The sequence below is a fragment of the Curtobacterium sp. PhB25 genome (genome assembly GCF_004365375.1).
Classification (GTDB): Bacteria; Actinomycetota; Actinomycetes; order Actinomycetales; family Microbacteriaceae; genus Curtobacterium.
The window spans coordinates 20,900-47,480 of the sequence record NZ_SODR01000012.1; the positions used below are offsets into that span (position 1 = coordinate 20,900).

Genomic DNA, 26,581 nt, shown 5'->3' on the forward strand with positions numbered 1-26,581 from the left:
CGAACGCACACGCGCGGCCGGGGTGCGGCGGCGGCGGCCCGCGCCCGAGGTTCCGAAATCTTGGAGTCTCGGGGCGCTGAGCGGCATTCCGTGGAACCTCGGCGCCGAACCCGCGGCATGTTGTGGAACCTCGACGCCCCGGGCGTCGGCGTGTCGTGCGACGCTCCCCACCCGCCGCTGGCCGATGGGGACCGCCTGGGACGCTCCCGACCGCGCCATCCGAGGTTCCGAGATCTCGGAACCTCGGAGCGCCAGGCGGCACTCCGTGGAACCTCGGCGCCGAACCCGCGGCATGTTGCGGAACCTCGACGCCCGGCCGACGGCGTGTCGCGCGCCCTCGAGCCCGACCAGCCGCCGGCGCCACACTCCGTGAGCAGAAAAGGTCGAGTGGCGGCGCCGGACCCGACCTTTTCTGCTCACCAAGCGCGAGCGCCCCGCCCCCGCCGCGCTACCGCGCCGTGCTCGCGCGCAGCACGACCTCGCCGTCGATGGCACCGTCGGCCTCGAGACCCAGCGCCCGCCGCACCGCCCGCTCCCCGATCTCCTCGAGCGGGAGCCGCACCGTGCTGAGCGCCGGCACGACGTCGGCGAGCATCTGCACGTCGTCGAACCCCGCGACGCCGACGTCCGTCCCGGGGACGAGCCCACGCTCCCGGATCGCCGCGACCGCCCCCACCGCCATCAGGTCGGTGACCGCGAACACGCACCGCGGCAACGCCCACGCGCCTCCCGCCGCCCGGTCGAGCAGGGTCACCATCGCCTGGTACCCGCCGTCGCGCGTGAACGCCGAGGGCACCACCGCGTCGTCCGGCACCCGGATGCCGTGCGCGGCGAGCCCTGCGACGAAGCCTTCGACCCGCGCGTGCGCGGTCGCCAGGTCCGGGTCGCCGGACAGGACGGCGAACGAGTCGTGCCCCTGCTCGACGAGCGCTCCCGCCAGGGCCGCGGCACCGCTGAGGTTCCGGATGACGACGCCGTGCACGCCGGGGACCCCAGCCGCGGCACCGTCGAGGTCGGACACGAGCGCGGACACCCCGGCACCGGCGGCGACGAGTGCGCCGACGGCAGCTGCGGAGTCCGACGCTCCCGACGTCTGCCCGGCACCGAGTCGACGACTCACGGCGAGCACCACGGCCCGCGGCCGGAGTCCGGCGACGACGCCGAGGACCGCGGCCTCGCGCGAAGGGTCCCCGCCGGTCGAGGTGATCGTCACCACGAGCCCGGCGTCGTCGGCAGCCCGGATCGCCCCCGCGGCGATCGCGGCGAAGTACGGGTCGGCGATGTCGCCGACGACGAGCGCCAGGGTCGTGGTGGTCCCGCGAGCGACGGCCTGCGCCTGCACGTTGGCGGTGTACCGGAGCTCGTGGGCGGCGGCCTGCACCCGGTCCACCGACTCCGGTCGGACCTTCCGCGTGCTGCCGTTCAGCGCCCGCGAGGCGGTCGCGAGCGACACGCCTGCGAGCTCGGCCACGTCGGCCAGGGTGACGGTGCCTCGCTCGGGCATGTCGTGCCTCCAGTCCGGTCCGCGCCGTGCGCGGTCTGTGGCGAGGATAGCGATTTCCCAGGAGGCCCGACCAGCGCCCGCGCCGTCGGCGCGGCCTTCCGAGACGGCTGGTCACATTGTCAGAACATCGCGCAGGAAAGCGCTTGCCATGAGCGCTCACGTCGTGTAGACCTGGGGGCCTCGGCCGAGACACCCCGAACGCTCGCCCACGGCAGACGCCAGTGGTCCCGAACGAAAGCAGTGACGATGAAGTCATCCAAGAGAATGCTCGCGCTCGCCGGCGGCATCGCCGCACTGGCCCTGTTGAGCGGCTGTGCCTCCGGCAGCTCCGGCGACGGCGGCAAGGTCGATCAGCTGACCTTCTGGCTCTCCACCTCCACCGCGCAGGAGAAGGGCTACCAGGACCTCGCCACCGCGTACGAGGAGAAGACCGGTGTCACGGTCAAGATCGTGAACCTGCCGTACGACGGACTGCAGACCAAGCTCCGCGAGTCCGCCCAGGCGAACTCGCTGCCCGACGTCGTGCGCGCCGCCGGCATCGACCCGATCTGGACCGGCAAGACCGTCGACCTGGCCTCGATCGTCGACGACGACGCGAACAAGATCGACCAGGACATCATCGCGAAGGACGACGACGGCAAGGTCACCTCGATCCCGTCCGACGTCACCGCTGCCGGCCTGTTCGTGAACAAGTCGCTGTTCGAGAAGGCCGGCGTCGACTACCCGACCGATCCCGCGAAGGCGTGGACCTGGGACGAGTTCCTCACGGCAGCCAACAAGGTGAAGGCGAAGACCGGCGCGAAGTACGACATGGTGTTCGACTCGTCGCCGTCGCGTCTGCGTGCCTACATGTTCACCAAGGGCACCGACTTCATGCAGCAGGAGAAGGACGGCTCCTTCCCGACCGACGCGAAGACCGTCGACGCACTGCAGGACTTCGCCGACATGAACGACGACTCGGTCATGCCGAAGTCGGTGTGGACGAGCGGCCAGGACCCGAACGCCCTGTTCAAGAGCGGTCAGGTCGTCGCGTACTTCTCGGGCGTGTGGCAGTCGTCGGACTTCGCGTCGAACATCACCGACTTCGACTGGGCGAGCGCCGCCACACCCGCCGACCCGACCCACGCCACCGAGATCAACTACGGCGGGAACATCGTCGGCTTCGAGAACTCGGACGCCCGCGGTGCCGCCGCGAAGAAGTTCATCGACTACATGTACGACCCGACGAACTACGCCGAGCTCGTGACGACGAACGGCTTCCTGCCGGTCGAGACCGGGCTGGACATCCAGTACCCGTTCGAGTCCCAGGCGGCCAAGGACTCCTTCGCGCTGTACCAGAAGGAGATCGACGCAGCCGACCCGATCTCGAGCTCCTACGCCAAGGAGAGCGCGAAGTGGGCGGTCGAGGGCAAGGAGCTCGGCACCGATCCCACCACGGCCGAGGTCGGCAAGCTCATCAACGGGCAGCAGTCGGCCAGGAAGACCCTCGAGACGATCACGAAGTACTACGAGGAGCACGTCGGCTGACGGAACGGGGCCGGGCGCGCGCGTCCGGCCCCGTTGTCTCTCCTTCCACAGCAGCACCACGACGTACGAAGAGGATCATCGTGAGCATCCCCACCGCAGCCGGTGACGTGCAGACCGCCGTCCCCACCCCGGTGCCGCCCCGCCGGCCCGGAGCCGCGAAGCCGACGAAGCGCCGCCGCTCCGGCGTCAGCAAGCCCGTCCTCGCCCCGATCCTGTTCGTGAGCGTCAACGCCGTCCTGTTCGTCGTGTTCTTCGTGTGGCCCGCCGTCATCGGCCTCGGCTACTCGTTCACCGACTACAACGGCGTCGTCGACCCGAAGTTCATCGGGTTGGAGAACTACTTCGAGCTGTTCGCCGACGACACCTTCTACGCAGCCCTCGGGCGCACCTTCCTGTACGCGATCGTCGCCGTCCCGCTCGGCTTCGTCCTCGCACTGTCGATGGCGTTGATGCTGACGAGTCCGGCGGCGAAGGGCCGGAGCGTCGCCCGCATCGTGTTCTTCGTGCCGTGGCTCATCTCCCCGATCGTCACCGGTGTCATCTGGCGGTGGATGTTCGGCGAGAACTTCGGCCTGGCGAACTTCGTCATCGAGTCCCTCGGTGGCAAGGCCGTGCCGTGGCAGTCGAACGCCGACCTCTCGCTGCTCGTGGTGGTCTTCGCCACCGCGTGGGCCGGAGCCGCCTTCAACATGCTGCTGTTCGTCGCCGCGATCCGGAACGTGCCGCAGTCGTACTACGAGGCGGCGTCCCTCGACGGGGCCGGCGCCTGGCACCAGTTCCGGTACATCACGCTGCCGAGCATCGCGCCGACGTCGTTCATCGTGATCCTGCTGTCGTCGCTCGGGGCGTTCAAGGAGTTCGCCACCATCCAGGCGCTCAACGGCGGCGGACCCGGCACCGACAACAACCTGCTCGTGCAGTACATCTACACGAACGGGTTCCAGAACGCCCACATCGGCTACGCGAGCGCGGCGTCGATGGTCCTCATGCTCATCCTCATGGCCATCGCGCTCATCCAGCTGGCCGTGAACCGTCGGACGGAGGCCCGTCGATGACCGCCACCCTGCCCAGCGCCCCCGGCGCACCCGCAACCGACAACACGACCAAGAGCAAGAACACGCGCAAGAGCACGACCAAGCGCCTCGACGGCCCGCCCCGTCCGAAGGCCATCGCCGCCACCGCCCTGCTCTGGGTCTTCATCATCGCCTTCGGCTTCCCGGTCCTCTGGTTCGTGCTGAGTGCCTTCAAGCCCGGCGGAGAGCTGTTCTCGTACCCGCTGACCCTGCTGCCGAAGAACTGGTCGGTCAGCGGCTTCACCGAGGCGTGGGCGAGCTACGACTTCGCCCGCTACTTCGGCAACACCGTCATCGTCGCGCTGGTCACGACCGTGCTCACCGTGCTGGCGAGCGCCGCCACCGGGTACGCCCTGGCGAAGTACGACAACAAGTGGCTCAAGGTCTTCTTCGTCTGCATCCTGGCGACGACGATGCTGCCGACCGAGGTCATCCTCGCGCCGACGTTCATCGTGATCCGCGACCTCGGCATGTACGACTCGTTGGCCGGCATCATCGTGCCGTCGGTCATCACCGCGACCGGCATCTTCATGTTCCGGCAGTTCTTCATCACGGTGCCCGACGACCTGGTCGAGGCCGCGCGCATCGACGGTGCGAGCGAGTTCGGGATCTTCTGGCGGATCATGCTGCCGATCTCCCGGCCGATCATGCTGACGCTCGCGATCTTCTCGTTCCAGTGGCGGTGGAACGACTACATCTGGCCGCTCCTGGTGCTCAACGACCCGCACCAGTTCACGATCCAGATCGCGCTGCAGAGCATCGTCGGTGCCGAGAACGTCAACTGGACCGTCCTGCTCGGCGCCTCGGTGATCTCGATCATCCCGCTCGTGCTCATCTACCTGGTGTTCCAGAAGTACGTGAACGGCGCGGACCTCAACGCGGGACTCAAGGACTGATGGGGTTCCTCGAGGCGATCGGCCCGGCCGCGGACGCCGCCGTCGCGCGCCTCCGGCTCGCCGACGACGATCCGGCTGCGCTGCAGCACCGGGAACTGATGGCGCGTGCCCTCACCCTGGTCGGGGCGTGGGTCCGGAACGAGCGGACGGGAGGCCCGGGTTGCTTTCCCGAAGACGACCTCGCCACCGCGCACGGCTGGGTCCGGCACCTCGCGGCCCGGCAGTCCCCCGGCGGCACGTTCGTCGGCGGCGACAACGTGCTCTCCCCGCCGGACTCGGCGTTCACCGTGAACGACGTCTGCGACGCCCTCGAGCTGCTCGCGCCGTACCGGGCGTCGGTCCCGGCGGCCGCGGTGCTCGCCGACGACCTCGACCGGATCGTGCACCGTGCGACGCCGGCGCTGCTCACCGGTGGCGTGCACACGCCGAACCACCGGTGGGAGGTCTCGGCCGCGCTCGCCCGGATCCACCGACTGCACCCGGCACCAGCGCTGGTCGCGCGGATCGAGGAGTGGCTCGCCGAGGGCGCGGACATCGACGCCGACGGGCTGTGGTCCGAGCGCAGCCCGAACTACGCGGCGGCCGTCTCGTGCCCGTCGTTCCTCGTCCTCGCCTCGGTGCTCGACCGCCCGGAGCTGCTCGACCCCGTCCGCCGGTCCCTCGACGCCACCCTCGCGCTCCTGCTGCCCGACGACACCGTCGAGACCGTCCAGTCCCGCCGCCAGGACCAGTCGCAGGCCTTCGGCATCGGCGCGTTCGCTCCCCTGCTCTGGCACCTGGCCGTGCTCGACGACCGCGCCGACCTCGCCGCCGTCGCTGCCCGGGCCGCCGTCGCCGAGACGTGGCAGCCCGGCGCGGTCGCAGCCCGCGCGATGACGGATCCGCTGCTCGCCCGCCCGTTGCCCGTCGGTGCGCCGCTCGAACCGGCCGTGCACTCCTTCGCCGACGCCCGGCTCGTGCACGTCCGCGAACAGGACCGCAGCGTCGTCCTGTTCGCCGGGTCGGACGTGCCGTCCCAGGGCCACGTCCGATCGGGCCTGGCGAACAGCCCCACGTTCCTGCGGGTGTTCGCCGGCTCGGTCGTGCTGTCCGACGTCCGGCTGTCGCGGGAGTTCTTCGGGCTCGGACCGTTCCGTCCGACGTCGCTGGAGTCCCTCGGCGACGGGCGGTACCGACTCGTCGAGACCGTGTCCGCCGGCTACCACCAGCCCTTGCCCGCCGCGGCTCGACGGACCGACGGCGCGTACACGCTCGGTGACGAGGGCCGGTTCTCGGCGTCGATGTCCTTCGGTGCGCGCGCGGCCGACACCGTCTCCCTCACCACGACGGTCGACGTCACCACCACGCCGGACGCGGTCTCGCTCGACGTGACGACCGAGGCCGCCGACGTGCCGTGGTCGCTCCAGCTGACCTTCCGCGGCGGGGGTACGTTCACCGGTGTGAGCACCGACGCCGCGACCGGGGAGACCGTCCTCGCCGACGGGACCGGCACCTACCGTGTCGGCGACGACGCCGTGTCCTTCGGGGCCGGCAACGGCAGCGGCCCGACCCAGCCGGCGTTCTACGCGCCCGGACAGGACTACGCGTTCCTCGGCGGCACCGACCGACCGGACGGCGAGCACGTCCACGTGACCGGGCGCTCCCCCGGCACGACGCGCATCACGATCGGTACCGCTCGATGACCCTGCCCGGCGTGGTGCTCGTCGGTGCGCGTGGTTACGGCCTGCGCCACCGGGCGAACATCGACCGGCTCGTCGCCGCGGGGGTCTGCACGCTGACCGCCGTCGTCGACCCCACGCTGGGCACGACCACCGACGACGGGGCGGTCGTCGTGGCCGACGTCGTGGCAGCACGCGACCACGGCCCGGTCGACGTCGTCGTCATCGCTGCCCCGATCGCCGCGCACCTGCCGCTGGCGCTCGCTGCCCTCGAGGCCGGTGCTGACGTCCTGCTCGAGAAACCCCCGGTGACCACCCGCGACGCGCTCGACACCCTGCTCGACGCCGAGCAGCGCACCGGCCGCGTCGTGCAGGTCGGGTTCCAGAGCCTCGGGTCCGAGGCGCTGCCGGCGTTCCGTGACGGGTCGCTCGTCGGTCCGGTCCGCTCCGCCGCGGCCGTCGGCACGTGGACCCGGAACCAGGCGTACTGGGACCGCTCCGCCTGGGCCGGACGGCGTCGGGTCCAGGGCGTCGACGTCCTCGACGGCGTGGTCACGAACCCGCTCGCCCACGCGGTCGCGACGGCCCTGGCGCTCGTCGGCTGCCGTCGGGCGTCCGACGTCAGGCGCGTCGAGGTCGAGCTGTTCCGGGCGAACGACATCGAGGGCGACGACACCTCGGCCGTCCGGGTCACGACCAGCGCCGGGCTCGAAGCCACCGCGGCTCTGACCCTGTGCGCTCCGTCCGAGGTCCTGCCGACCGTTCGGGTCCGCGGCACCGCCGGGAGCGCCGTGCTGCACTACACGGCCGACGAGGTCACCGTCGGCGACACCACCCAGACGCTCGGCCGGACGGACCTGCTCGAGAACCTGCTCGCCCACCGGTCCCGCGGCGACGATCTGCTCGTCCCCCTGGTCTCCACGGGTGCGTTCGTCGAGGTGCTCGAGGCCGTCCGTGCCGCCGAGCCCGTCCGCATCGACCACCCCTGGGTGACGTGGGAGGGCGAGGGGCCTGCCCGTCGTCCGCTCGTCGCCGACGTCGAGGCGATCGTCGACCGCGCCGCCGACGCACGAGCGTTGTTCTCCGAGGTCGGCGCGCCCTGGGCCCACACCGCCCGCGACGAGGTGCTGCAGGTCCTGCGCGTCAGCGGGGCCGCGGTGGCCACGGAACTCGACGGCTCCGGGACCATCGCGACGTCGTCCCCGCGCCCGTACCTGCACCCCGTGCGGACCCTCGGCGGCACCGTCCTGAGCGCCCACCACCCGGCCGACCACGACTGGCACTGCGGTGTCGGGGTCGCGATCCCCGACGTCGACGGCGTGAACTGCTGGGGCGGCCGCACCTACGTGCACGGTCCGGGCTACGTGTGGCGCGACGACCACGGCCGCGTCGACGTCGTGCGTGCCGAGCAGCACCCAGCCCCGCACGGCGGCGGCACGGTCCAGGAACTCGTCTGGCGCGGCCCCGACCACACGGTCGTCCTGCACGAGGACCGCACCCTCGCCTGGCGCGCCGTCGACTCCGGGTGGGAGCTGACCTGGTCGTCCTCGTTCCGAACCCCCGGCGACGCCGTCGTGCACCTCGGCGGTCCGGGCAGCAACGGCCGGGTCGGCGCCGGGTACGGCGGGTTCTTCTGGCGCTTCGCCGACTGCACCGACGTGGCCGTCCGGACCGCTGACGCGCAGGGCGAGGCGGCGGTGCACGGCTCGGTCTCGCCCTGGGTGGAGTGGTCGGCGGTGTTCGAGGGAGCGCCTGCGACGATCCGGCTCGAAGCGCTCGACCACCGCGATCCCTGGTTCGTCCGGGTCGCCGAGTACCCGGCGATCGGTTCGGCCCTCGCCTGGCGTGCGCCGGCGCTCGTGCACCCCGGTGTCCCGCTCGTCCGGTCCTACCGCGCCACGATCACCGACGGCGCGACGTTCGCCGACGGTGCGACGCCGGGCGGCAATACGCTGGACCGATGAGCACCGCAGACTGGGAAGCCCGCGTCGCCGCACTCTGGGCCGATGACACGATCGACGACCAGCAGCGCATCGACCGCATGCGCGAACTCGCCGACGCTGCGCCGCACCCGGCCCTCGGCGCGTTCGAACTCGGCGGCGCGAACGACTCCGGCGGCCACGAGGCCGAGGCCGACGTCCACTACGCAGCCGCCACCGCCGCGGGACTCGCCGACGTCGATCCCGCCCGTGCAGCGCAGATGGTCGTGCAGCACGCCTCGACCCTGCGGAACCTCGACCGTGTCGACGAGGCCATCGCGATGCTCCGCGACGCCCCGGAACACCCGTCCACCGGTGCCGCGCCGAAGGTGTTCCTCGCGCTCGCCCTGCACAGCGCGGGCCGTCACGATGAGGCGCTCCGTGTCGCGATCGAGGCCGTCGAACCGACACTCCCCCGCTACCACCGCTCGGTCCGCGCCTACGCAGCGGCCCTCACTGAGTGAACTGCACGAGCCGGGCGACGGTGAGTGCCCGGCTCGCGGGGACGAGGACGTCCCTCCCGTCCGGTCGCGACACCCGAATCGCGGCGGGACGAGCTGCGGGGCAGGACAGGAAGGAAGCGTCGACGCTCGACAGAGGCCCAGAGAGGCGCTCCCTCCCCACGGGTCGATCGTGCTTCGACCACTTGCGGATTCGGGTTCCGTTACCTCGCACAGCATGCGCCTGCGCGGCCTGAACCGATAGGGGCAGTGCCCGATCAGCCGGGATCGGCGGTCAGGCGTTCCGTCGCTGCAGCGCTTCTGCAGCCTTGCCGAGCAGCCAGTTGACGGCCCAGCCCAGCACGCCGATGACCGGCAGTGCGAGGATCACGAGCGTCCAGAGGACCTTGACCACGAGCGTGCGCCGACGGTCACGCCAGACCTGCACGATCGCGAGGACCTCGAGGGTCAGCATCAGCAGGAGCACGAACACGTGCGACTCGGACAGGTCCATGAACACAGTGCGATCCCTCCGTGGCGGCCGCTGCCGCGCAACGAACCGACAGTAGGGCCGACGCCGCCGCCCACGCCACCTCCCGTCCAGGTGTCACCGCGCCGCCGTTCCCGCACCCGCAATGCCCCCCGCTCCCGCGAACGGGCGAAATACCCCGGCCGGTCAGCTCCTCACCCCGGCATTTCGCCCGCTCGCGCGAACGGGCACTCGTATTCCACCGGATGCATGCGAGTTGCGGCATGCGACCGCGAGCGGGCGAAATGCCCGGGTCGCGGGGCGCGCAACCCCGGTATTTCGCCCGCTCGGCGTCCAGCGCGCGCCGATCGGGCGAGCGGGCAGCCCGGCGGGAGGCGCGCGCCGAACGGGCAGGCCGCCCGCGGGCGGGACCGACGCACGAGGCGCGACCGTAGGGCGGACGGGAGGCGCGGGGCGGGCCCGCACCGGGCCTCCCGTCCGTCAGCGGCGACCGTCTAGGGCCGCGCGCCCTCCTGCGGGACCGCCTGCGCGACCGGCAGGGAGTCGCTCGTCGTGCGGAGCGACTCCTGCCGGATCTCGAGCTGCGTGACGGCGAGGGCGGCCAGGTCGTGCAGGTTGGCGAGGTCGCCCTCCGTCGCCTGCCGCGGCTTCGTGTCGAGCACCGCGAGGGTGCCGATCGGAACACCGTCGTGCCGCACGAGCGGCACGCTCACGTAGAACCGGATGCCGAGCGCGCCGGTGACGAGCGGGCTGTGCTGCATGTCGGGGTGGATCGACCCGTCCGGGATGACGACGGGGACCGCGACGGGCGCGAAGCCGTTGCCGAAGTTGATGTTGCGCGCTGCTTCGTCGACGCCCTCGGCGATGTACGACTGCGACCAGGCGCGGTCCTCGTCGAGCACCTCGACCAGGGCGATGGGCGCGTCGAACAGGCGGGCGGCCATCGCGGTGGTGCGGTGCAGGGCCTCGTCGGGCAGGGTGTCGAGCGTCGCCGGGCGGGCTGTGTCGGCGTCGGCTCGCGGCGCACCGGCAGCGGCGGTCGGAGCCGCGGCGGTGGTGTCCACGACGTGGTCGGTGCCGGCCGTCTCGGTCATGACGACGTCGCGCAGCATCGTGACCAGCTCGGCGCCGGCGGGGCGCGCGGCCGGGTCCTGCGCGGTCATCGCACGGAGCAGTTGCTTCCAGTGCTCGGGCAGTGGCTCGGGCACGACCGGGTCGCGGGACAGCCGGGCGACCGCGGACTCGACGAGCGAGCCGGGGAACTCGCGGCGGCGGGTGAAGCACTGCAACAGCACGAGGCCGAGCGAGTAGACGTCGCTCGGGCTCCCGACGTCGCCGCCGCGGGCCTGCTCGGGGCTCAGGTAGGCGGCGGTGCCGGTGGTGACGCCGTCGGCGGTCATGCGTTCGACGCCCGCGGCGAGCGCGATGCCGAAGTCGGTGAGCCGCGCGCGGGCGCGGTCGGAGTCGTGGCCGTAGTCGACGAGCAGGATGTTCGACGGCTTGATGTCGCGGTGCACGACGCCGTGGCTGTGGATGTAGTGCAGCGCCTCGGCCATGTCGTAGCCGATCTCGGCGATGTGGCGGGAGGCGAGCGGGCCGACGGCCAGACGTTCCTCGAGGTCCTGGCCGACGACCAGGGCCATCACGAGGTACCGCTGGTGGGTGCCGTCGTGGCCGGTGACGACGCCGGTGTCGAGCAGGCTGACGAGGTTGTGGTGCTCGAGCGAGGCGAGCACGCCGAGTTCGGCCTCTTGCCGGGCGATGTCGACCGTGCCGGCGTGGAACACCTTGACGGCGACGGGGCGGTGCAGGCTCTCGTCGATGCCGCGGTACACGACGGACATGCCGCCCTGGCCGATGGCGTGTTCGAGTCGGTAGCGCCCGTCGAGCAGTGGGGCCGCGGACTGGGGGTCCTCGGTCGGACTCATCGAACCTCGTTCTCGGTGCGGGCAGGCGTCGGTGCATCCTCCCATCCCGACGGGGATCGTGGGGGCCCGCGGCGTTCTCCGGATGGACGGCGCCGGCGTGCGCGGCACGTCAGACCGTCACCGCCGGTGCGTCGCCACCGTGCTCACCCGCAGGTCCTCGAACGTGCTCGTGAACCCGGCACCGCCGAGCGAGATGAGCCCGATCCTCGGGGCGCTCCCAAGTTCCGCCGTCCAGGTCCCGCCTCGGACGAAGTGCCGCCCGTCGACGCTCGTCGACGCCGTGTACCGGTGCTCACCGTCGACGACCCGGTGCACGATCCGGAGCGTGGTGGTGTCCCCGACCGGTCCGACGACCGTGTTGCCGTAGCTCGGCGCCCCAGCCGGTTGCCCGGACACCTGCTTGCCGAACTCCGTCTGCCGGGTGTTGAAGATCGAGTTCGACGTCAGCCGGACGTAGTCGCCGTCGTCACCCCACACGATCAGTCCGCCCTGCACGTAGTTCACGCCGTCGCCGGTGGCGGGGGTGTCCACCGCGACGGTGGTCTGCAGCACGTAGTCGCCCCGCGGCGCCGGTTCGGACAGGACCGAGGCGAGTGGCGTCGCCGGTGGGTGGATGTCGGCGTCCTGTGTCTGCCAGCGGAACGTGCCGCCGCCGACGGTCCAGGTCGAGCGGTCGGGTTCGCGGGTCCAGCGGAGCGCCGTGGGGAGCGTGGTCCCGTCGAACGACGTCGACAGCGCGCGGATGGTGCGTCCGGGCACGTCGACGGGTGCGGTGGTCGCCCGGTAGGTCGCACGCTGTCCCGGCTGTGCGACCGGCCCCGGCTGCACCGTGTCGGACGGTCCCGCCCCGCCCCGCACGACGGGCCAGCCGTGCCGCCAGTCGAGCGGGTCGATGAGCGCCGGCCGCTTCGTGTACGTCGGCTGCCCCGCGTAGTACGGGTCGCCGCGGTCGACCGCGTGGTAGATGATCCAGTCCTGGCCGGCGAGATCGGTGACCACGGTGTTGTGCCCGGTGCCGACCCAGCGGTTGCCGTTCTGCGCGAGGAGGGGTGTCCCGCCGACCCGGGTGCTCGTGATCGCCACCCCGTCCTGGTCGGTGAAGGGTCCGAGGGGGCTGCGCGACCGGGCGACGAAGACGCCGTACCCGGTCAGGGCGCCGTTGCAGCAGTTCGTGGCGGAGCCCGTGAAGTACCACCAGCCGTCGTGGCGCATCAAGTACGCGCCCTCGTACCGGTTGTCGATCGCGATCTGCCGCTCGCTCGCGGGGTCGGAGCGGAGTCCGTCGGCGCTGAGCGTGCGGACGTTGACGCCGCCGAAGTAGCTGCCGAAGTACAGGTACGTGGTGCCCTTGTCGGTGATGACCTCGGGGTCGAACGCCCAGCGCGCCCCGGTGCCGTTCGCGGCGGTCTGCGGTGCCACGACCGGGCCGCCGGAGTCCTTCCACGGACCGGTCGGGCTCGAGCTCGTCGCGACGCCGACCGCGGATCCCCCGCCGGTCGGTGCCGATGCCGAGGGCGTGTCGGACGCGGCGTAGTACAGGTACCAGGTGCCCGCGCGACCGCGGTCGCCCGCGCGGTACACGACGTCCGGCGCCCAGATCCCGTTGGCGGACCCCACCCACGCCGGTCGCGTCGGGAACGCGTCGTTCACGTACGTCCAGTGCGTCAGGTCGGTCGACCGGTAGGTCGGCACACCGTGCTGCACGAGCGACCCGTCGGCGTTCTGCTCCGTCGCCGTCAACGCGTCGGTCGTGCAGTACAGGTACCAGTTGCGGTCGCGCCCGACGCCGCGGATCGCGGTCGGGTCGGCGCAGCTCGCCGCCGTCTCGCCGTCGGGCAGGCTGAGCGCGACCGGGTTCCGGTGGGTCGGCGCAGCCGCGCCGTGTCCCGAGCCGCTGTGTCCGGTGGTCCGGTCCGCCACGGGCGTTGCCGCTGCGGCGGGGCCGACCGGGAGGCCCGTGGCCGCGACCGCCGTGAGCGTCGCGACGGCGAGGATGGTTGCGACTGTTCGGCGCACGGGGTCCTGCTCTCATCGTCGAGGAAGGGCTGCGTGCGCGAGCGTACGCTCGCGGGCAGCGGACCGGGACGGTTCCGCCCGGTTCCGCGCGACGAAGGAGTCAGCGATGCCCGCGAGGTTCGTGTACTGGATGAACGTGTCGATCGACGGCTTCGTCGAGCGCGACGAGGGCGAACTCGGCGACGTCGAGGGGCCCGAGTGGATGCGGATCGACGAGCCGCTGCACCGCGAGTTCAACGCCCGCGCCGCCGCGATGACCCTGTCCGTCGAGGGTCGGGTCGTCCGCGACATGATGGACCCGTTCTGGCCGGACGCCCGCACCGACGAGTCGATGCCGGCGTTCATGCGCGAGTACGGCGAGGTCTGGACCGACCAGCCGAAGGTCCTGGTCTCGCGCACCCGGACCAGCGCCGACCACAACACCCGGATCATCGGGGGCGACGACGCGATCGCGCAGCTCGCCGTCCTGCGCGAGGAGTCCGAGGGTGACATCGGGGTCGGCGGCCCGAACCTCGCGACGCAGTTGCTCGACGCGGGGCTGCTCGACGAGCTGTTGCTCTACACGCACCCCGCGGTGCTCGGCGCCGGTCGGCCGCTGTTCGACCCGCCGGTGACGGGCGTGCGACCGCCGGTGCTGCTGGACCTGCTCGAGCAGCGGGAGTACCACAACGGGGTCACGCTGCACCGCTACCAGGTGCTGCGGTAGTCACTCCCCCGAGGGGCCCGGACCGAAGATGACGAGACGCCAGGCACTCGGCCGGTCGCTGTCGAAGTCGTTGAACGCGACGCTGTCGACGGCCTTGCTCGATGACAGTTCGATCTGGTGCGGGCTGTCGCGGCAGGCCATCGGATCGAGTTCGATGCTCTGTGATCCGCCCGGCAGCACCGTCCGCACGATGCCACGCATGTGCCCCTTGCCGTAGCAGGAGAACTCGAGGTGGTCGATCGTCCGCGAGTCCGGGAACTGCACGCGGACGCCGGGCTCGAGGTGGGCCGGGTCCTCGTCGCCGGGGGTCGTGTCGGCGCTCAGCACCCCGAGGACCGCGTCCTCGGTCTCGGTCCTCGCCTCCTGCTGCGTCTTCCACTTGGCGAGGGCTTGCTCGTCGACGGGCGGCGCCGACGTGCAGCCGGCGAGCAGGGCCACGACGGCGAGCGCCGGCAGGACCAGGGCGGGGAGGTGTCGCACGGTGCGAGCTTAGCTACGCCTGGGTCAGTCGATGCGTGTGCAACGAGCGACGTCCCACCCGTCGATCGACAGGTGGGACGTCGCAGAGAGCGTGCGAAGTGCGTCGGGTCAGACGTCGCGTCGACGTGCGACCGTCAGCGCGAGTGCACCCACGACGAGCACCTCGGCCGCCAGGACACCGAAGCCGCCCCAGCCGTTCAGGACGATGTCGTCCTGGCTGGCTTCCTGGCCGTCGTAGGAGTACGCGAAGAGCTGGCTGCCGGCCTGGTCGGGCAGGAACTTCATGATGTTGACCGGCCACTCGAGGTTCATCAGCCCCGCCATCAGCGACAGGACCACCGGCAGCACCAGCAGGATCCCGAGCGTGATCGCGATGCCGCCGGCGCTCGACCGGACCAGCAGGCCGATCCCGTACGCGAGCAGCGCGAGCAGCGTCAGGTAGACGGACGACCCGAGGATCGGCAGGAACACCGACGGGTTGCCGATCTCCGGCTCCACCCCGTTGCCGGCCAGCAGCGGCAGCGAGATGAGCACACCGATCCAGGTCGCAACGGCACTGACGACGAACGTCGTGACCGCCAGCACCACGGCCTTCGCGAGGATCACACCGGTGCGCCGGGGGTCGGCCGTGAACGTCGAGCGGACCTGACCGGTGCCGTACTCGCCGGTGATGATGAGCACACCGAGCACGCCCACGACGAGCGACGAGAGCAAGACGCCCACGGTGTTGACGTTGACGAGGGTGCCGTTGGCGACGTCCGTCGGCATCTGGTCGCCGCCACTGTTGGTGTTCGCACCGACGAGTGCGGCCATGCCGATCGTCACGAGCACCAGGATCGCGTAGCACCAGAAGGTGGACCGGATGCTGCGCAGCTTGATCCACTCGCTCCGCACCAGGTGCGGGAACGACAGACGGGTCGCGCCGTGCATGCGGGTCGACGGCGTGGTGGGCGAGGTGGTGGCGCTCATCGGGTGCCCTCCGATCGGTACTCGACGTCATCGCGGGTGAGGGCCATGTAGGCCTCCTCCAGGCTCGCGCCGGTCGGGGTGAGTTCGTGCAGTGCGACGCCGGCCTGGGCGGCGATGTTGCCGACCGTCGGTGCATCGGGACCGACGACCAGGAAGGTGCCGTCCTCGCGCGGGGTGACGGTCGCGTTCGGGCCGATGACCTGGAACAGCTGGTCGGGCGACGGCGTCCGGACGATGACCCGGCTGCCACCGCCGGCGGCGCCCGGTGCGACTCCCCCACCGGCGACGAACTCGGCGATCGGGGCGTCGGCGAGGACCTTGCCGCGGCCGAGCACGACCACGCGGTCGGCGGTCTGCGCCATCTCGCTCATCAGGTGGCTGGACAGGAACACGGTGCGACCGTCGGCGGCCATCCGGCGGGCGAGCTGCCTGACCCACAGCACGCCGTCGGGGTCGAGACCGTTGACGGGCTCGTCGAGGATCAGGGTCTTCGGGTCGCCGAGCAGTGCGGCAGCGATTCCCAGGCGCTGCCCCATGCCGAGCGAGAACCCGCCGACGCGCTTCTTCGCGACCGACTCGAGGCCGGTCATGTCGATGACCTCGTGCACGCGGGCCTTCGGGATGCCGTGGGTCGCCGCGAGCGAGAGCAGGTGGTTGTAGGCGCTGCGACCCGAGTGGACCGCCTTCGCCTCGAGCAACGCACCGACCTGTCGGAGCGGGTCGCGGAACGTCGTGTACGGCTGGCCGTTCACCGTCGCGCTCCCCGCGGTGGGCCGGTCGAGGCCCATGATCATGCGCATCGTGGTGGACTTCCCGGCGCCGTTCGGCCCCAGGAAGCCGGTCACACTGCCGGGTCGGACGACGAACGAGACGTCGTCCACGGCGGTCTTCGGACCGTACTGTTTGGTGAGGTGGCTGACTTCGATCACGGCGGCCACGCTATTGCAGCGGTGTCCGGCGGCGCGTCCGTCGGAAGGGGGATGTGTCAGGTGCCTGGGGGCGGACCCGCTCGGCGTAGCCTGTCGCCGTGAAGCAGGCACACGACGACGGACCGTTCTTCCACGGCACCAAGGCCGACCTCGTGCCGGGCGACCTGCTCACCGCGGGCTTCCGGTCGAACTACCGCCCCGAGGTGGTCATGAACCACGTCTACTTCACGGCGGTCTCCGACGGCGCCGGGCTCGCGGCCGAGCTCGCCGCCGGTGACGCCGAACCGCGGGTCTACGAGGTCGCGCCGACCGGTCCGTACGAGGACGACCCCAACGTCACCGACAAGAAGTTCCCCGGCAACCCGACCCGGTCCTACCGCAGCACCGAACCGGTGCGGATCGTCCGCGAGGTCACCGACTGGCCCCGACTCACGCCCGACGCGCTGCACCTCTGGCGCGAGCGCCTGGCCGCACTGCGCGCGGACGAGCGCGGCGAGATCATCAACTGAGCCGGCTGGCGGACGGGAGGCTCGGGGCGGGGCCGCCACGGGCCTCCCGTCCGCTCTGCCCCATCTCAGGGCCCCGAACGCGCCCTGCGGACGTCAGCGGCTCAGCGCGTCGCTCGTCGTGACGGTCGCGAAGCTGCCGTCGAGCGCCGCCATGAAGGCGGCGTGGACGCTCGCACCCGGGACGGTGACGCCCCCGGAGGTCAGGTCCGGCGCGGCGCACGCGTCGGCGACGACCGTCGCGGTGAAGCCGAGTTCGTGCGCGGCCCGGGTCGTCGAGTCGATGCACATGCTGCTCATCATCCCGACGATCGTGACCTCGTCGGCTCCGGCGTCGGTCAGCAGTTCCTGGAGTCCGGTGCCGATGAAGCTGTTCGGCTCGTGCTTCTCGAGGACCTGCTCGCCGTCGAGGGGCGCGACCGACGAGTGGAAGTCGAGGCCCGGCGTGCCCGGCACGAAGAACGTGGCGTCCGGGTCGGTGGACACGTGGAAGACGTGCACCACGAGGTCGCCGGCAGCGCGGAAGGAGTCGAGCACGGTGCGGGCTGCGGTGGCAGCGGCCTCGGGTTCGACGAGGGGGAAGGCCCCACCCGGGAAGTAGTCCAGCTGGATGTCGACGAGGAGCAGCGCGCGGGTCATCGGTTCAGTATGGCGGGCGGCGGGCTTCAGGCCGGGCCGTGTCCGGGCTGTTCGTCGCCGGGATCGCGGGCGAAGGCGAGGCTCTCCGCGATGATCGAGAGCACGATGTCCACCTCGTGGTCGTCGCGCGGCCCGTAGACGAGGAACTCGGTGCCGTGGTCCTCGTACTGGTGCGGGGTCGCCCACCCGAGAGCGGTGAGCTCGACGCCGCGCGCCGCCGGCAGGCACAGGTGCACCGAGGTGTCATCGACACCGTGCAGGTGCACGGGTTCGAGGCGCCCATCGGGAGCGAGCGACGTCCACGGCACGACGTGGTCGGCACGGTCGCGGAGGAACAGTGCGCGCGACGACGCCGGCGAGACCTGACTGTGCCCCTCGACCACGTCCGGTAGTGCCAGTGCGTCCGCGACGAGTCGTCCCCACCGCTCCGGGGTCGCGCGGTCAGTGAGCTGACGCTGTGGCCCGTCGTCGGACACGGACGGGCGGACACCGGGGCGAGGTGTGGAGATCACCGTTCGACGCTACCGGCGCGCTCCGCCGCCGCGGGTCACGGTTTCGCGCCGTTACCGAACGCGCCGTGCAGCGTCGTGTCCGCGAAGGCCGTCGTGTGGATCACGGCGCGGACGCGGTCGAGGATGCCCTGGTCCTCCGAGTCCACGCCGATGACGAGCGAGCCGTAGTCGACGCGCATCGTGTACGGGATCGAGGCCTCGAGCCCGGTCACGTGCGGGGTCGTGGCGAGGGTCGCCAGTCCCTGCGCCACCGCAGTGGACGTCGAGAGCGGGATCTGCTGGTCGAACGTGCCGTCGTAGTGGACGGTGCTGGCGATGTGCCCCTCGTCCGCCGGCACGGTCAGCGTCAGGGAGACGCCGGTCCACGCCAGTTCGGTGGCCATCGTCGTCGGGACGGCTCCGGCCTGAGCCGGGGTCGCGTCGGGGTCCATCGTGACCGTGAACCGCGATGCGAAGTGGTTCGACGTGACCCACCGGGTCGAGCAGGTCGGGTCCGGGGCGGAACTGGGGGTGTTCGTGGTCGTCTGCGTCGCCTCGGCGACGGCCGGGAGCGCACGGACCTGTCGGAGGGCGGTGCGCACCTGGCTCGCGACGGCGGGGTCGAGCGTCGGCGCCGGGGTCGGGTCCGGTGTCGCATTCGCTGCGTCCGGCGCCGGCGCCTCCGAGCTCGGGCAAACCGCCGTCTCGGTGCCGCTCCATCCGCCAGACGACCCCAGTGCGTTCCGGGCCAGGCCCTCCGCGGCCGAGCACGCCGTGAGCGGCACGGTGCAGGCGAGGGCGACGAGGAGTCCGATGACGAGACGAGAGCGCACCGACCCAGTCTCGCTGCCGCGTGCTGCACGCTGGAGCCGGATCCGTGCGCTGTGTCCCGAGTGCTACCCGGTCGCCCTCCTCAGTTCGACTGGTCGTCCAGGTCGAGCGACGTGGTCAGTTCCGGGAACGCCCGCGCCTGCTCGATGAGCTGCTGCGCCTTCCGCACGACCCCCTCGACGCTGTCGGCACCGGCGACGAGGCGCACCGGTGGTGCGGACATCTCGGTCAGGGCGAGGAGCGTCCGGGCGAGCTTCGCCGGGTCGCCGCTCTGCTTGCCCTCCATGCCGCGGAAGAACTCCTTGGTCTGGTCCGACGAGGACCGGTAGTCGTCGAGGTGGACGTCGCCCCAGAACGTGGAGCTGCCCTCCGCGAGCAGGTCGGTCCGGAAGAAGCCGGGCTCGACGACCGTGGTGTGGATGCCGAACGGCAGGACCTCGTCGTGCAGCGCTTCCATCCACCCCTCGAGCGCGAACTTCGACGCGGCGTACGCGCTCCCACCGGCTCCGGCGACGATGCCGGCGGTCGAGCTGATGCTGATGACCCGACCGGAGCCCTGCGCGCGCATGACGGGGAGCACCGCGCGGGTGACGTTCATCGCACCGAAGAAGTTCGTCTCCATCTGCGCGCGGAACTGCTCCGCGGAGACCTCTTCGAAGAACCCGCCCTGGAAGCTCCCGGCGTTGTTCACCAGGACGTCGATGTGGCCGAACCGCTCGATCGCTGCCTCGACCGCGCTCCGGACGGTGCGCTCGTCCGTGACGTCCAACGCGACGGCGAACAGCTCGTCGTGCTGGCCGACCGCTGCGACGACACGTTCCGGGTCCCGCCCGGTCGCGACGACGTGGTGTCCGGCGTCCAGGGCGGCGCGCGCGAACTCGGTGCCCATGCCGCGGCTGGTCCCGGTGATGAAGAAGGTCTGGGGTTCGGTCATGCCCCCAGCGAAGACCACTTCCGCGCAGCGAGTGAGGCTCTGCCGAAACGGGGTCGAGCAGAACCTCCCTCCCGACGCTCGAGCCGCCCTACCGTCAGGGACATGGACCCCCTCGTGACCACGACCCCGTCGACTCCGTCGACCACTCCGGTTGCCGACGACCGGCTGCCGTGGTTCCCGCTCGCACTGCTCGCGGCGATCGGGTTTGTGCTCGTCGCCATGGAGACCATGCCCGCGGGCCTCCTGCCGGTCATCGCGGACGGCATGGGGACGTCCGAGGGCACGGTCGGACTGTTCGTCAGCGCCTACGCGATCGGCACGGTCATCGCCACGGTGCCGGCGATCGCCCTCACGCGGGGCCTGCGCCGCAAGCCGTTGATCATGACGGCCATCGCCGTGCTGATCATCGCGAACACCGTCACCGCGTTCGCCCCGAACGTGACCATCGCGCTCGTCACGCGGTTCGTCGCCGGCGCCGCTTCCGGGATCATCTGGGGCATGTTCGCCACCTACGCGCGGCGCATCAGTCCCGCCCGGTTCGCGGGCGTCTCCCTCGCCATCGTCTCCACCGGTGCGCCCGTCGGCTTCGCGCTGGGCACGCCGCTCGGGTCGTTCATCGGCACCGCCCTGGACTGGCGCTGGTCGTTCATCGGCCTCAGCCTCGTCGGGGTCGTCATCCTCGGGTTGATCGCCGTGTTCGTGCCGGACGCACCCGGCCAGACCGGCATTGCGAAGCTCTCCGTGGTCAAGGTGTTCCGCATCCGTGGGATCGCGATCATCCTCGCCGTCATCGCCGCTTGGATGGTCGCGCACAACACGATCTACACCTACATCTCCCCGTACCTGCGGGTGACCGGCACCGACCTCAGCGCCGGGCTCGTCCTCCTCGTCTACGGCATCGCGGCGATCCTCGGCGTCGTGATCACGGGCGCGCTCCTCGACCGGCATCCCCGGCCCCTGCTGCACCTGAGCGTCGGACTGTTCGTCGTCACCGGGGTCGTCCTGCTCGTCGGCCACTCGTCGCCGGTCGCCGTCCTCGTCGCCGCCGTCCTGTGGGGTGTCAGCTTCGGAGGTGCCTCGACGCAGCTGCAGGCGGCGCTCACCACGGCAGGTGGGGAGAACGCCGACGTCGCCAGCGCCTTCCTGCCCGTCGCGTTCAACATCGCGATCTTCGTCGCCGGAATCTTCGGAGCCGCGCTGTTGACCGTGTTCGACGGGCTGGTCCTGGCCGTGGTGATGATCGTGTTCGGGGCGATCGCGGCGCTGCTCACGCTGGTCGGCCGGCGGTCGGCGTTCCCCGCGCGGCTCTAGTCAGAGACCTGGAGCAACGCCGGCAGAACCGGGGCCGGGTCGGTCGCGAGCCGAGCGTGGGTCTCCACGTCGAAGCGTTAGACGCCGTACCGCAGCCTCTGTCGCTCGATGCCCTCCGCGGCGAACCCGGCAGCGGTGGCGACCCGGCACGACGCGGGGTTGTTCACCCGGTGCCCGAGCTCCAGGCGGAACAGCCCGACACCGAACGCCCAGGACGAGACACTCGCCAGCGCCGTCGTGGCGAGTCCGCGTCCGCGTCCACCACGCGCCAGCCAGTACGACGCCCAGGCGGTCCCGTGCCGGAACTCGATCGCGGTGAGCCCGACGTTCCCGACCGCGACACCGTCGTCCACGACCGCCCAGTTCTTCGCGCGATCGTCGAACCCGAGGAACCGGCTGATGTGCTCGCGCGTCTGCGCTTCGTCGCGCAGTTCGGCGTCGGGGAACTGCGAGTCGAGGTCCGGCGTCGTCCGCCGGGCGAGGAGCAGCGCGGGTGCGTCGTCGACCGACCACGGGCGCAGGACGACCACCATGCGATCAGCCGACGGCGGGCGGAAGCGGACGAGACGCGCGCAGTCCCGGGAACTGCTCGTCGCGCCACTCGCCGTCGACGGGCACCCCGCTCGCGGCCGCACGCTCTTCGCGCTCCCGCAGCTCCACGCGTCGGATCTTGCCCGAGATGGTCTTCGGCAGCTCCGCGAACTCGACCCGACGCACGCGTGCGTACGCCGGCAGCGCTGTACGCGCGTAGGCGAGCACCTGTTCGGCGGTGTCCGCCGTCGCCTCGAACCCGGCGGCGAGGGTGACGTACGCCTTCACGACGTTGAGCCGGGCGTCATCCGGGGCGGGCACGACGGCGCTCTCGGCGACGGCGGGGTGCTGCAGCAGGGCACTCTCGACCTCGAACGGTGACACCTTGTAGTCGGACGACTTGAACACGTCGTCGGTCCGGCCGATGAAGGTCAGCTCGCCGTCGGCGTCCCGGACCGCGATGTCGCCGGTGTGGAAGAAGCCGTCGCGCATCGATGCCGCGGTCCGGTCGGGGTCGCCGAGGTACTCGGCCATCAGGTTGACCGGCCGCTCGTCGAGGTCCAGGCAGACCTCGCCCTCGTCGCCGGGCTGCCCGGTGACGGGGTCCAGCAGCGTCACGGTGACACCGGGCAACGCGCGGCCCATCGCCCCCGGGTTGACGGTGCTGCCGGGCGCGTTGCCGATGATCGCGGTGGTCTCGGTCTGCCCGTAGCCGTCGCGGATGGTCAGACCCCACGCGCGTTCGACCCGGTCGATGACCTCGGGGTTCAGCGGTTCTCCGGCCGACACGACCTCGCGCAGTGCCCGAGGGCGCGCACCGAGATCGGACTGGAGCATCATCCGCCAGGCGGTGGGCGGTGCGCAGAACGTGCTCACCTCGGCGGACTCCAGCTGGGCGAGGAGCGCGGCCGGATCGAACCGCGGGGTGTCGTGGACGAAGACGGTCGCCTCGGCGATCCACGGCGCGAAGAAGCAGCTCCAGGCGTGCTTGCCCCAGCCGGGTGAGCTGATCGCCAGGTGCACGTCTCCGGGCCGCAGACCGAGCCAGTGCATCGTGCTGAGGTGTCCGACGGGGTAGGACGTCTGGGTGTGCACGACCATCTTCGGCTTCGAGGTCGTGCCCGACGTGAAGTAGACGAGGCAGGGATCGGAGGTCTTGGTGACCACGATCGGTCGCGACTCCCCCGCGGGCGCTGGTTCTCCGAGGTCCGACGGGTAGTTCGTCCAGCCGTCCGCCGTGCCGCCGATGACCACACGCGAGAAGTCCCCGCGGACGTGGTCGTACTTCGCGGTCTCGCTGCGGTTCGTGACGACGTGCGCCACGCCTCCGCGGTCGACGCGGTCCTGCAGGTCGGCGGTGTCGAGCATCGTCGACGTCGGCAGGATCACCGCTCCGAGCTTGATCACCGCGAGCATCGTCTCCCACAGCTCGAGCTGGTTGCCGAGCATGACCAGCACGTGGTCGCCCTTCCGGACGCCGTGCTCGTGCAGGCGCACGGCCAAACGGTCGGACCGGGCGGCCATCTCCGCGTAGCTGAGCCGCTGTTCCGAGCCAGCCGCGTCGACGATCCAGAGCGCGATGCGGTCGTTGCCGGCCGCGATGACGTCGAACCAGTCGTCCGCCCAGTTGAAGGTGTCGCCGAGGTCCGGCCACCGGAAGGCGGCGCGGGCGGCATCGGCGGACTCTGCGGAGAGCAACTGGTCACGGGCAGCGCGGTACGCGGCGGTCACGTTCGGGTTGGGCACGGACCGATCATGCCGCATCCGTCTGGTCGCCGATCCCGAACAGCCGACGTGCGTTCCCCGACGTGAACGCGTCGCGGGCCGCGTCCGAGGGGAACTCCTGCAGGAACGTGTCGATCTCGGCGGCGGAGGGTCGCTGGAACGGGTGGTCGGTGGAGAACAGCAGCCGATCAGGCGTCGTGACGTCGAGCGCGTGCCGGAGCAGCGTGGGGCTGAGCATGCCCGAGCTGGTGATGTGGAGGTTCGAGCGGACGGTGTCGGACACCGTCCGCTCGAGTCCGGCGACCCGCGACAGGCTGTCCGCACGGTCGAGCCAGAACAGCAGCAGCTCGCCCCAGTGGCCGAGCACGACCTGCAGGTCCGGGTGCCGGTCGAAGGTGCCGCCGACGATCAGGCGCAGTGCCGCACGTGCCGCCTCGAGGTGCCACCCCCACCCGAAGGTCGCCAATCCGAGCTCGACCATCGGGTCGAACCCCTCGTACGCCGCCTCGCGCAGGCGCTTCGACGGGATCTGCGGGTGGATGAAGACCGGCTGCCCGAGCGACGCCGCGACGGCGAAGAGGCCGTCGTACCGGCGGTCGTCGAGCGGCACCTCGCCCGTCCGCCCGTAGACCATCGCCCCCACGCAACCGAGGCCGGCAGTGCGCTCCAGTTCGGCGACGGCAGCGTCCGGGTCGGCCATCGGCAGGGTCGCGAACGCGCGGAACCGGTCCGGGTGGTCCGCGACCGCGGCGATCGCGATGTCGTTCGCCTGCTGACTCAGCGGGATCGCGTCCGCGGCATCGAGCGGCTGCGCTCCGGGCGGCGCGAGGGACAGCACCTGGACGTCGATCCCCTGCTCATCCATCGCTGCGAGCCGGGCGTCACCGAGGTCACGGAGCAGCGCGCCGTTGTCGCCGAGTTCGTCCAGCGCCGTGCTCGGGTCGCGGCGGTCCTCGGGCAGGGCGTTGACGGCGTCCGTCAGGGCGGGGTGGTTCCAGTGCTCTTCGATCGCGATCAGGGTCATCGGGGTTCCTCCGTCAGGTCTCGCACCGGTGCATTCGCTCATCGGCGTTGAGTGAACCGTACACCTCGCTCAACGCCGTAGAGTCAGACGCATGGCCGAGACCTCACGCGACGCGAAACGCGCACAGACCGCCGAGCGCATCCGCGCAGCCGCTCGGCAGCAGTTCGGTGTGAACGGGTACGAGGGCACGACGATCCGGAGCATCGCCGCAGCAGCGGGCATCGATCCGTCGCTCGTGATGCAGCACTTCGGGTCGAAGGCAGCGCTGTTCGCGACCGCCGTGCAGCTGCCGGCCACGTCGGACGGTGGGAGCGAGCGCGCGGCGGCCGACCACCTGCTCGACGTCCTGGGGATCCGGTTCCACGCGCTCCCCGCCGAGACGGCCGCGCTCGTCCGGTCGATGCTGACGGTGCCCGAGGCGGCGGACACCATGCGTGGCTACCTCGACGAGCGGGTCGAGAACCTGGCGCGCTCTCTCGACGGCGACGACGCCCGGCTGCGGGCGTTGATGACCGTGAGCGGGATCCTCGGCATCACGATCACGCAGCACTTCCTGCGCCTCAGCGCGTTCGAGGGCGCGTCACGTGACGACCTGCTCAGCGCGGCGCGGGGCTGGGTGGAGTCGCTCACCACCGGGTCGCACCCCGCCGAATCCGGCGCTCCGCAGTAGCGGCACTCACGCTCCTCCGCCCACGGCCGCACGGATCGCAGCGACCGTGTCCGTGGTCTCGACGTGCAGGTGCACCCGGATCCCCATCGCCCGCGCCGCCTCGATGTTCTCCGGTACGTCGTCGACGAAGAGGACATCCGCGGGCGCGGCAGCGAGCCGATCGAGCGTGATCCGGAAGGCCTCTGGCTCCGGTTTCGTGACCCCGATCTCGTGGCTGTAGCAGATCGGGTCGAACACGGCCGCGAACCCGAACCGTCGCTCCTCTTCCTGACGGGCGCCGTCACCGGAATTGGACAGGATCGCGAGCCCGACCGTCCCGCGCAGACCAGCGACGAAGTCGAAGAGCGGCTCGTTCAAGGAACCGCAGTACGCGTCCCAGAAGTCGGCTCGCATCGACGCGAGCACCTCGGCCGAGGCGCCGAGTGCGGCGCCGATCTTTCCCCAGTACTCGTCGTCGACCCCGGTCCGTCGCGCGGCATCGGGCAGGTCGGCGTCCGACAACCGCGCGGAGAACTCCTCGTCCGTCAGACCGAACGCAGCCGCCCACCGCGTGCGGAACTGCCCGGGCCATGCCGCGTCGTCGACCATCTCCAGCACGCCACCGACGTCGAGCAGCAGCCACCGCACCCCACCGCCGGTCATGCGGAGATCCCGTCGAGTCGACGGATCATCTCGAGCTCCCGCTCGTCGGGCGCGAGGACGTACGGCTCGGTCGCCCCGGTCCGCTCGTACCCACGTCGCGCGTAGAAGGCCTGCGCCCGGAGGTTGCGCTCGTGCACGTGGAGTCGGAGCGTGGCGCCGTGGCCGGAAGCCCACGACTCGATGGCGTCGAGCAACGCATCGGTCACGCCGGCCGCACGGCCGCGGTGTGACGGCGCGACGTACACGCCGACCAGCAATGGTCCGGTGGCGGCGTCCGGGATGAACGCCCCCATCGCACCGACCCAGCGGCCGTCGGCGTCGATCGCCACGAGCGAGGTTCCCCCGACGTCCTGACCGCGGCGACCCCGCGCACGCCATTCGGTCTCGTCGAGCTGCTCGGCGTCCGCCAGGTGCTCCGCGTAAGCCATCGGGGTGTCCTGGATCATCTCCAGGCGGAGCGCTCGGACGGCTTCCCAGTCAGCCTCGGTCGTCGTTCGGATCGTTATCCCCTGCATGGACCGAGCGTAGGACAGACAGTCGTCGGCGAAACTCGTCCGAACGGATTCCAATCGACTTGGGGCAGGGCGCCGAATCACCTGCACAGACCGGGAAACACCCGGAGCGCTCACCAGCCGCACATTGCTGGTTCTCCACCCTGCACCAGGGTGTGTTCGGCGCGCAC

26 protein-coding genes are annotated in these 26,581 nt (G+C 71.3%); 10 read left to right on the forward strand and 16 right to left on the reverse strand.

What is annotated here, in order from left to right; all coding sequences use genetic code 11:
* Nucleotides 1-448 precede the first annotated feature (448 nt).
* A complete protein-coding gene (locus EDF51_RS18315) occupies nt 449-1,504 on the reverse strand; it encodes a LacI family DNA-binding transcriptional regulator (protein ID WP_134195968.1) in 1,056 nt (351 codons plus the stop codon).
* A 246-nt stretch (nt 1,505-1,750) separates the two neighbouring features.
* On the opposite strand from EDF51_RS18315, the gene EDF51_RS18320 reads away from it, so the two are divergent.
* From EDF51_RS18320 to EDF51_RS18345, 6 genes are all read left to right on the forward strand, one after another.
* Entirely contained in the window at nt 1,751-3,031 is a 1,281-nt protein-coding gene (locus EDF51_RS18320; protein ID WP_166673592.1) for an extracellular solute-binding protein, read from the forward strand.
* An 80-nt stretch (nt 3,032-3,111) separates the two neighbouring features.
* A complete protein-coding gene (locus EDF51_RS18325) occupies nt 3,112-4,086 on the forward strand; it encodes a sugar ABC transporter permease (protein ID WP_208321869.1) in 975 nt (324 codons plus the stop codon).
* Complete coding sequence (locus EDF51_RS18330; protein WP_243837160.1) at nt 4,083-5,000, forward strand: carbohydrate ABC transporter permease; 918 nt, start codon at nt 4,083-4,085, stop codon at nt 4,998-5,000. Before EDF51_RS18325 ends, EDF51_RS18330 begins: the two co-directional genes overlap by 4 nt.
* Nucleotides 5,000-6,682, forward strand: coding sequence for a hypothetical protein (locus EDF51_RS18335; RefSeq protein ID WP_134195970.1), 1,683 nt, complete (start codon nt 5,000-5,002; stop codon nt 6,680-6,682). The genes EDF51_RS18330 and EDF51_RS18335 overlap by 1 nt, the downstream gene beginning before the upstream one ends.
* Complete coding sequence (locus EDF51_RS18340) at nt 6,679-8,622, forward strand: DUF6807 family protein (RefSeq protein WP_134195972.1); 1,944 nt, start codon at nt 6,679-6,681, stop codon at nt 8,620-8,622. The genes EDF51_RS18335 and EDF51_RS18340 overlap by 4 nt, the downstream gene beginning before the upstream one ends.
* Nucleotides 8,619-9,101: a tetratricopeptide repeat protein gene (locus EDF51_RS18345; protein WP_123338400.1), complete on the forward strand. Its 483-nt coding sequence runs from the start codon at nt 8,619-8,621 to the stop codon at nt 9,099-9,101. The genes EDF51_RS18340 and EDF51_RS18345 overlap by 4 nt, the downstream gene beginning before the upstream one ends.
* A 271-nt stretch (nt 9,102-9,372) precedes the next feature.
* On the opposite strand, the gene EDF51_RS18350 is transcribed toward EDF51_RS18345, so the two are convergent.
* From EDF51_RS18350 to EDF51_RS18360, 3 genes are all read right to left on the reverse strand, one after another.
* Nucleotides 9,373-9,591: a PLDc N-terminal domain-containing protein gene (locus EDF51_RS18350; RefSeq protein WP_131847564.1), complete on the reverse strand. Its 219-nt coding sequence runs from the start codon at nt 9,589-9,591 to the stop codon at nt 9,373-9,375.
* Between the two features lie 470 nt (nt 9,592-10,061).
* The gene (locus tag EDF51_RS18355) at nt 10,062-11,495 is read right to left on the reverse strand and encodes a GAF domain-containing serine/threonine-protein kinase (RefSeq protein ID WP_134195974.1); all 1,434 of its coding nucleotides are present in this window, start codon (nt 11,493-11,495) and stop codon (nt 10,062-10,064) included.
* 117 nt (nt 11,496-11,612) lie between these two features.
* Nucleotides 11,613-13,511 (reverse strand): family 43 glycosylhydrolase, encoded by a 1,899-nt coding sequence (locus EDF51_RS18360; RefSeq protein WP_134195976.1) that lies wholly within the window; start codon nt 13,509-13,511, stop codon nt 11,613-11,615.
* Nucleotides 13,512-13,617: 106 nt separating this feature from the next.
* Here EDF51_RS18360 and EDF51_RS18365 point away from each other — a divergent pair, with 106 nt between their 5' ends.
* A complete protein-coding gene (locus EDF51_RS18365; RefSeq protein ID WP_134195978.1) occupies nt 13,618-14,217 on the forward strand; it encodes a dihydrofolate reductase family protein in 600 nt (199 codons plus the stop codon).
* On the opposite strand, the gene EDF51_RS18370 is transcribed toward EDF51_RS18365, so the two are convergent.
* The 3 genes from EDF51_RS18370 to EDF51_RS18380 all read right to left on the reverse strand — a co-directional run bounded on the left by EDF51_RS18370 (nt 14,218) and on the right by EDF51_RS18380 (nt 16,595).
* Nucleotides 14,218-14,697, reverse strand: a complete 480-nt coding sequence (locus tag EDF51_RS18370; RefSeq protein ID WP_134195980.1) for a hypothetical protein — start codon at nt 14,695-14,697, stop codon at nt 14,218-14,220.
* Between the two features lie 108 nt (nt 14,698-14,805).
* The gene (locus tag EDF51_RS18375; protein ID WP_134195982.1) at nt 14,806-15,666 is read right to left on the reverse strand and encodes an ABC transporter permease; all 861 of its coding nucleotides are present in this window, start codon (nt 15,664-15,666) and stop codon (nt 14,806-14,808) included.
* The gene (locus tag EDF51_RS18380; RefSeq protein WP_134195984.1) at nt 15,663-16,595 is read right to left on the reverse strand and encodes an ABC transporter ATP-binding protein; all 933 of its coding nucleotides are present in this window, start codon (nt 16,593-16,595) and stop codon (nt 15,663-15,665) included. The genes EDF51_RS18375 and EDF51_RS18380 overlap by 4 nt, the downstream gene beginning before the upstream one ends.
* Before the next feature lie 98 nt (nt 16,596-16,693).
* Here EDF51_RS18380 and arr point away from each other — a divergent pair, with 98 nt between their 5' ends.
* Complete coding sequence (gene arr / locus EDF51_RS18385) at nt 16,694-17,104, forward strand: NAD(+)--rifampin ADP-ribosyltransferase (RefSeq protein ID WP_134195986.1); 411 nt, start codon at nt 16,694-16,696, stop codon at nt 17,102-17,104.
* 93 nt (nt 17,105-17,197) lie between these two features.
* Here the strand turns inward: arr and EDF51_RS18390 are convergent, their stop codons facing one another.
* From EDF51_RS18390 to EDF51_RS18405, 4 genes are all read right to left on the reverse strand, one after another.
* On the reverse strand, nt 17,198-17,740 hold the full coding sequence (locus tag EDF51_RS18390) for a cysteine hydrolase family protein (RefSeq protein ID WP_134195988.1): 543 nt from the start codon (nt 17,738-17,740) through the stop codon (nt 17,198-17,200).
* A gap of 26 nt (nt 17,741-17,766) precedes the next feature.
* Nucleotides 17,767-18,252, reverse strand: coding sequence for a luciferase family protein (locus EDF51_RS18395; RefSeq protein WP_243692500.1), 486 nt, complete (start codon nt 18,250-18,252; stop codon nt 17,767-17,769).
* 35 nt (nt 18,253-18,287) lie between these two features.
* Complete coding sequence (locus EDF51_RS18400) at nt 18,288-19,064, reverse strand: hypothetical protein (protein ID WP_243837161.1); 777 nt, start codon at nt 19,062-19,064, stop codon at nt 18,288-18,290.
* Nucleotides 19,065-19,144: 80 nt separating this feature from the next.
* Nucleotides 19,145-19,996 carry an SDR family NAD(P)-dependent oxidoreductase gene (locus tag EDF51_RS18405; RefSeq protein WP_123936761.1) on the reverse strand — a complete coding sequence of 284 codons (852 nt, stop codon included), beginning with the start codon at nt 19,994-19,996 and terminating at the stop codon, nt 19,145-19,147.
* Between the two features lie 102 nt (nt 19,997-20,098).
* Between EDF51_RS18405 and EDF51_RS18410 the strand changes: the two genes are divergently transcribed.
* On the forward strand, nt 20,099-21,307 hold the full coding sequence (locus EDF51_RS18410) for an MFS transporter (RefSeq protein ID WP_134195990.1): 1,209 nt from the start codon (nt 20,099-20,101) through the stop codon (nt 21,305-21,307).
* Nucleotides 21,308-21,384: 77 nt separating this feature from the next.
* On the opposite strand, the gene EDF51_RS18415 is transcribed toward EDF51_RS18410, so the two are convergent.
* From EDF51_RS18415 to EDF51_RS18425, 3 genes are read right to left on the reverse strand one after another with little or no spacing between them, the layout of a single operon-like run.
* A complete protein-coding gene (locus EDF51_RS18415; protein WP_134195992.1) occupies nt 21,385-21,840 on the reverse strand; it encodes a GNAT family N-acetyltransferase in 456 nt (151 codons plus the stop codon).
* Nucleotides 21,841-21,844: 4 nt separating this feature from the next.
* Nucleotides 21,845-23,584 (reverse strand): AMP-binding protein, encoded by a 1,740-nt coding sequence (locus EDF51_RS18420; RefSeq protein ID WP_279586160.1) that lies wholly within the window; start codon nt 23,582-23,584, stop codon nt 21,845-21,847.
* Nucleotides 23,585-23,591: 7 nt separating this feature from the next.
* Nucleotides 23,592-24,587, reverse strand: coding sequence for an amidohydrolase family protein (locus EDF51_RS18425; RefSeq protein WP_134195996.1), 996 nt, complete (start codon nt 24,585-24,587; stop codon nt 23,592-23,594).
* 91 nt (nt 24,588-24,678) lie between these two features.
* Here EDF51_RS18425 and EDF51_RS18430 point away from each other — a divergent pair, with 91 nt between their 5' ends.
* The gene (locus EDF51_RS18430) at nt 24,679-25,257 is read left to right on the forward strand and encodes a TetR family transcriptional regulator (protein WP_134195998.1); all 579 of its coding nucleotides are present in this window, start codon (nt 24,679-24,681) and stop codon (nt 25,255-25,257) included.
* Between the two features lie 6 nt (nt 25,258-25,263).
* Here the strand turns inward: EDF51_RS18430 and EDF51_RS18435 are convergent, their stop codons facing one another.
* Nucleotides 25,264-25,899, reverse strand: coding sequence for an HAD-IA family hydrolase (locus EDF51_RS18435; RefSeq protein WP_134196000.1), 636 nt, complete (start codon nt 25,897-25,899; stop codon nt 25,264-25,266).
* Nucleotides 25,896-26,414 (reverse strand): GNAT family N-acetyltransferase, encoded by a 519-nt coding sequence (locus tag EDF51_RS18440; RefSeq protein ID WP_134196002.1) that lies wholly within the window; start codon nt 26,412-26,414, stop codon nt 25,896-25,898. Before EDF51_RS18440 ends, EDF51_RS18435 begins: the two co-directional genes overlap by 4 nt.
* Between the last annotated feature and the right edge of the window lie 167 nt (nt 26,415-26,581).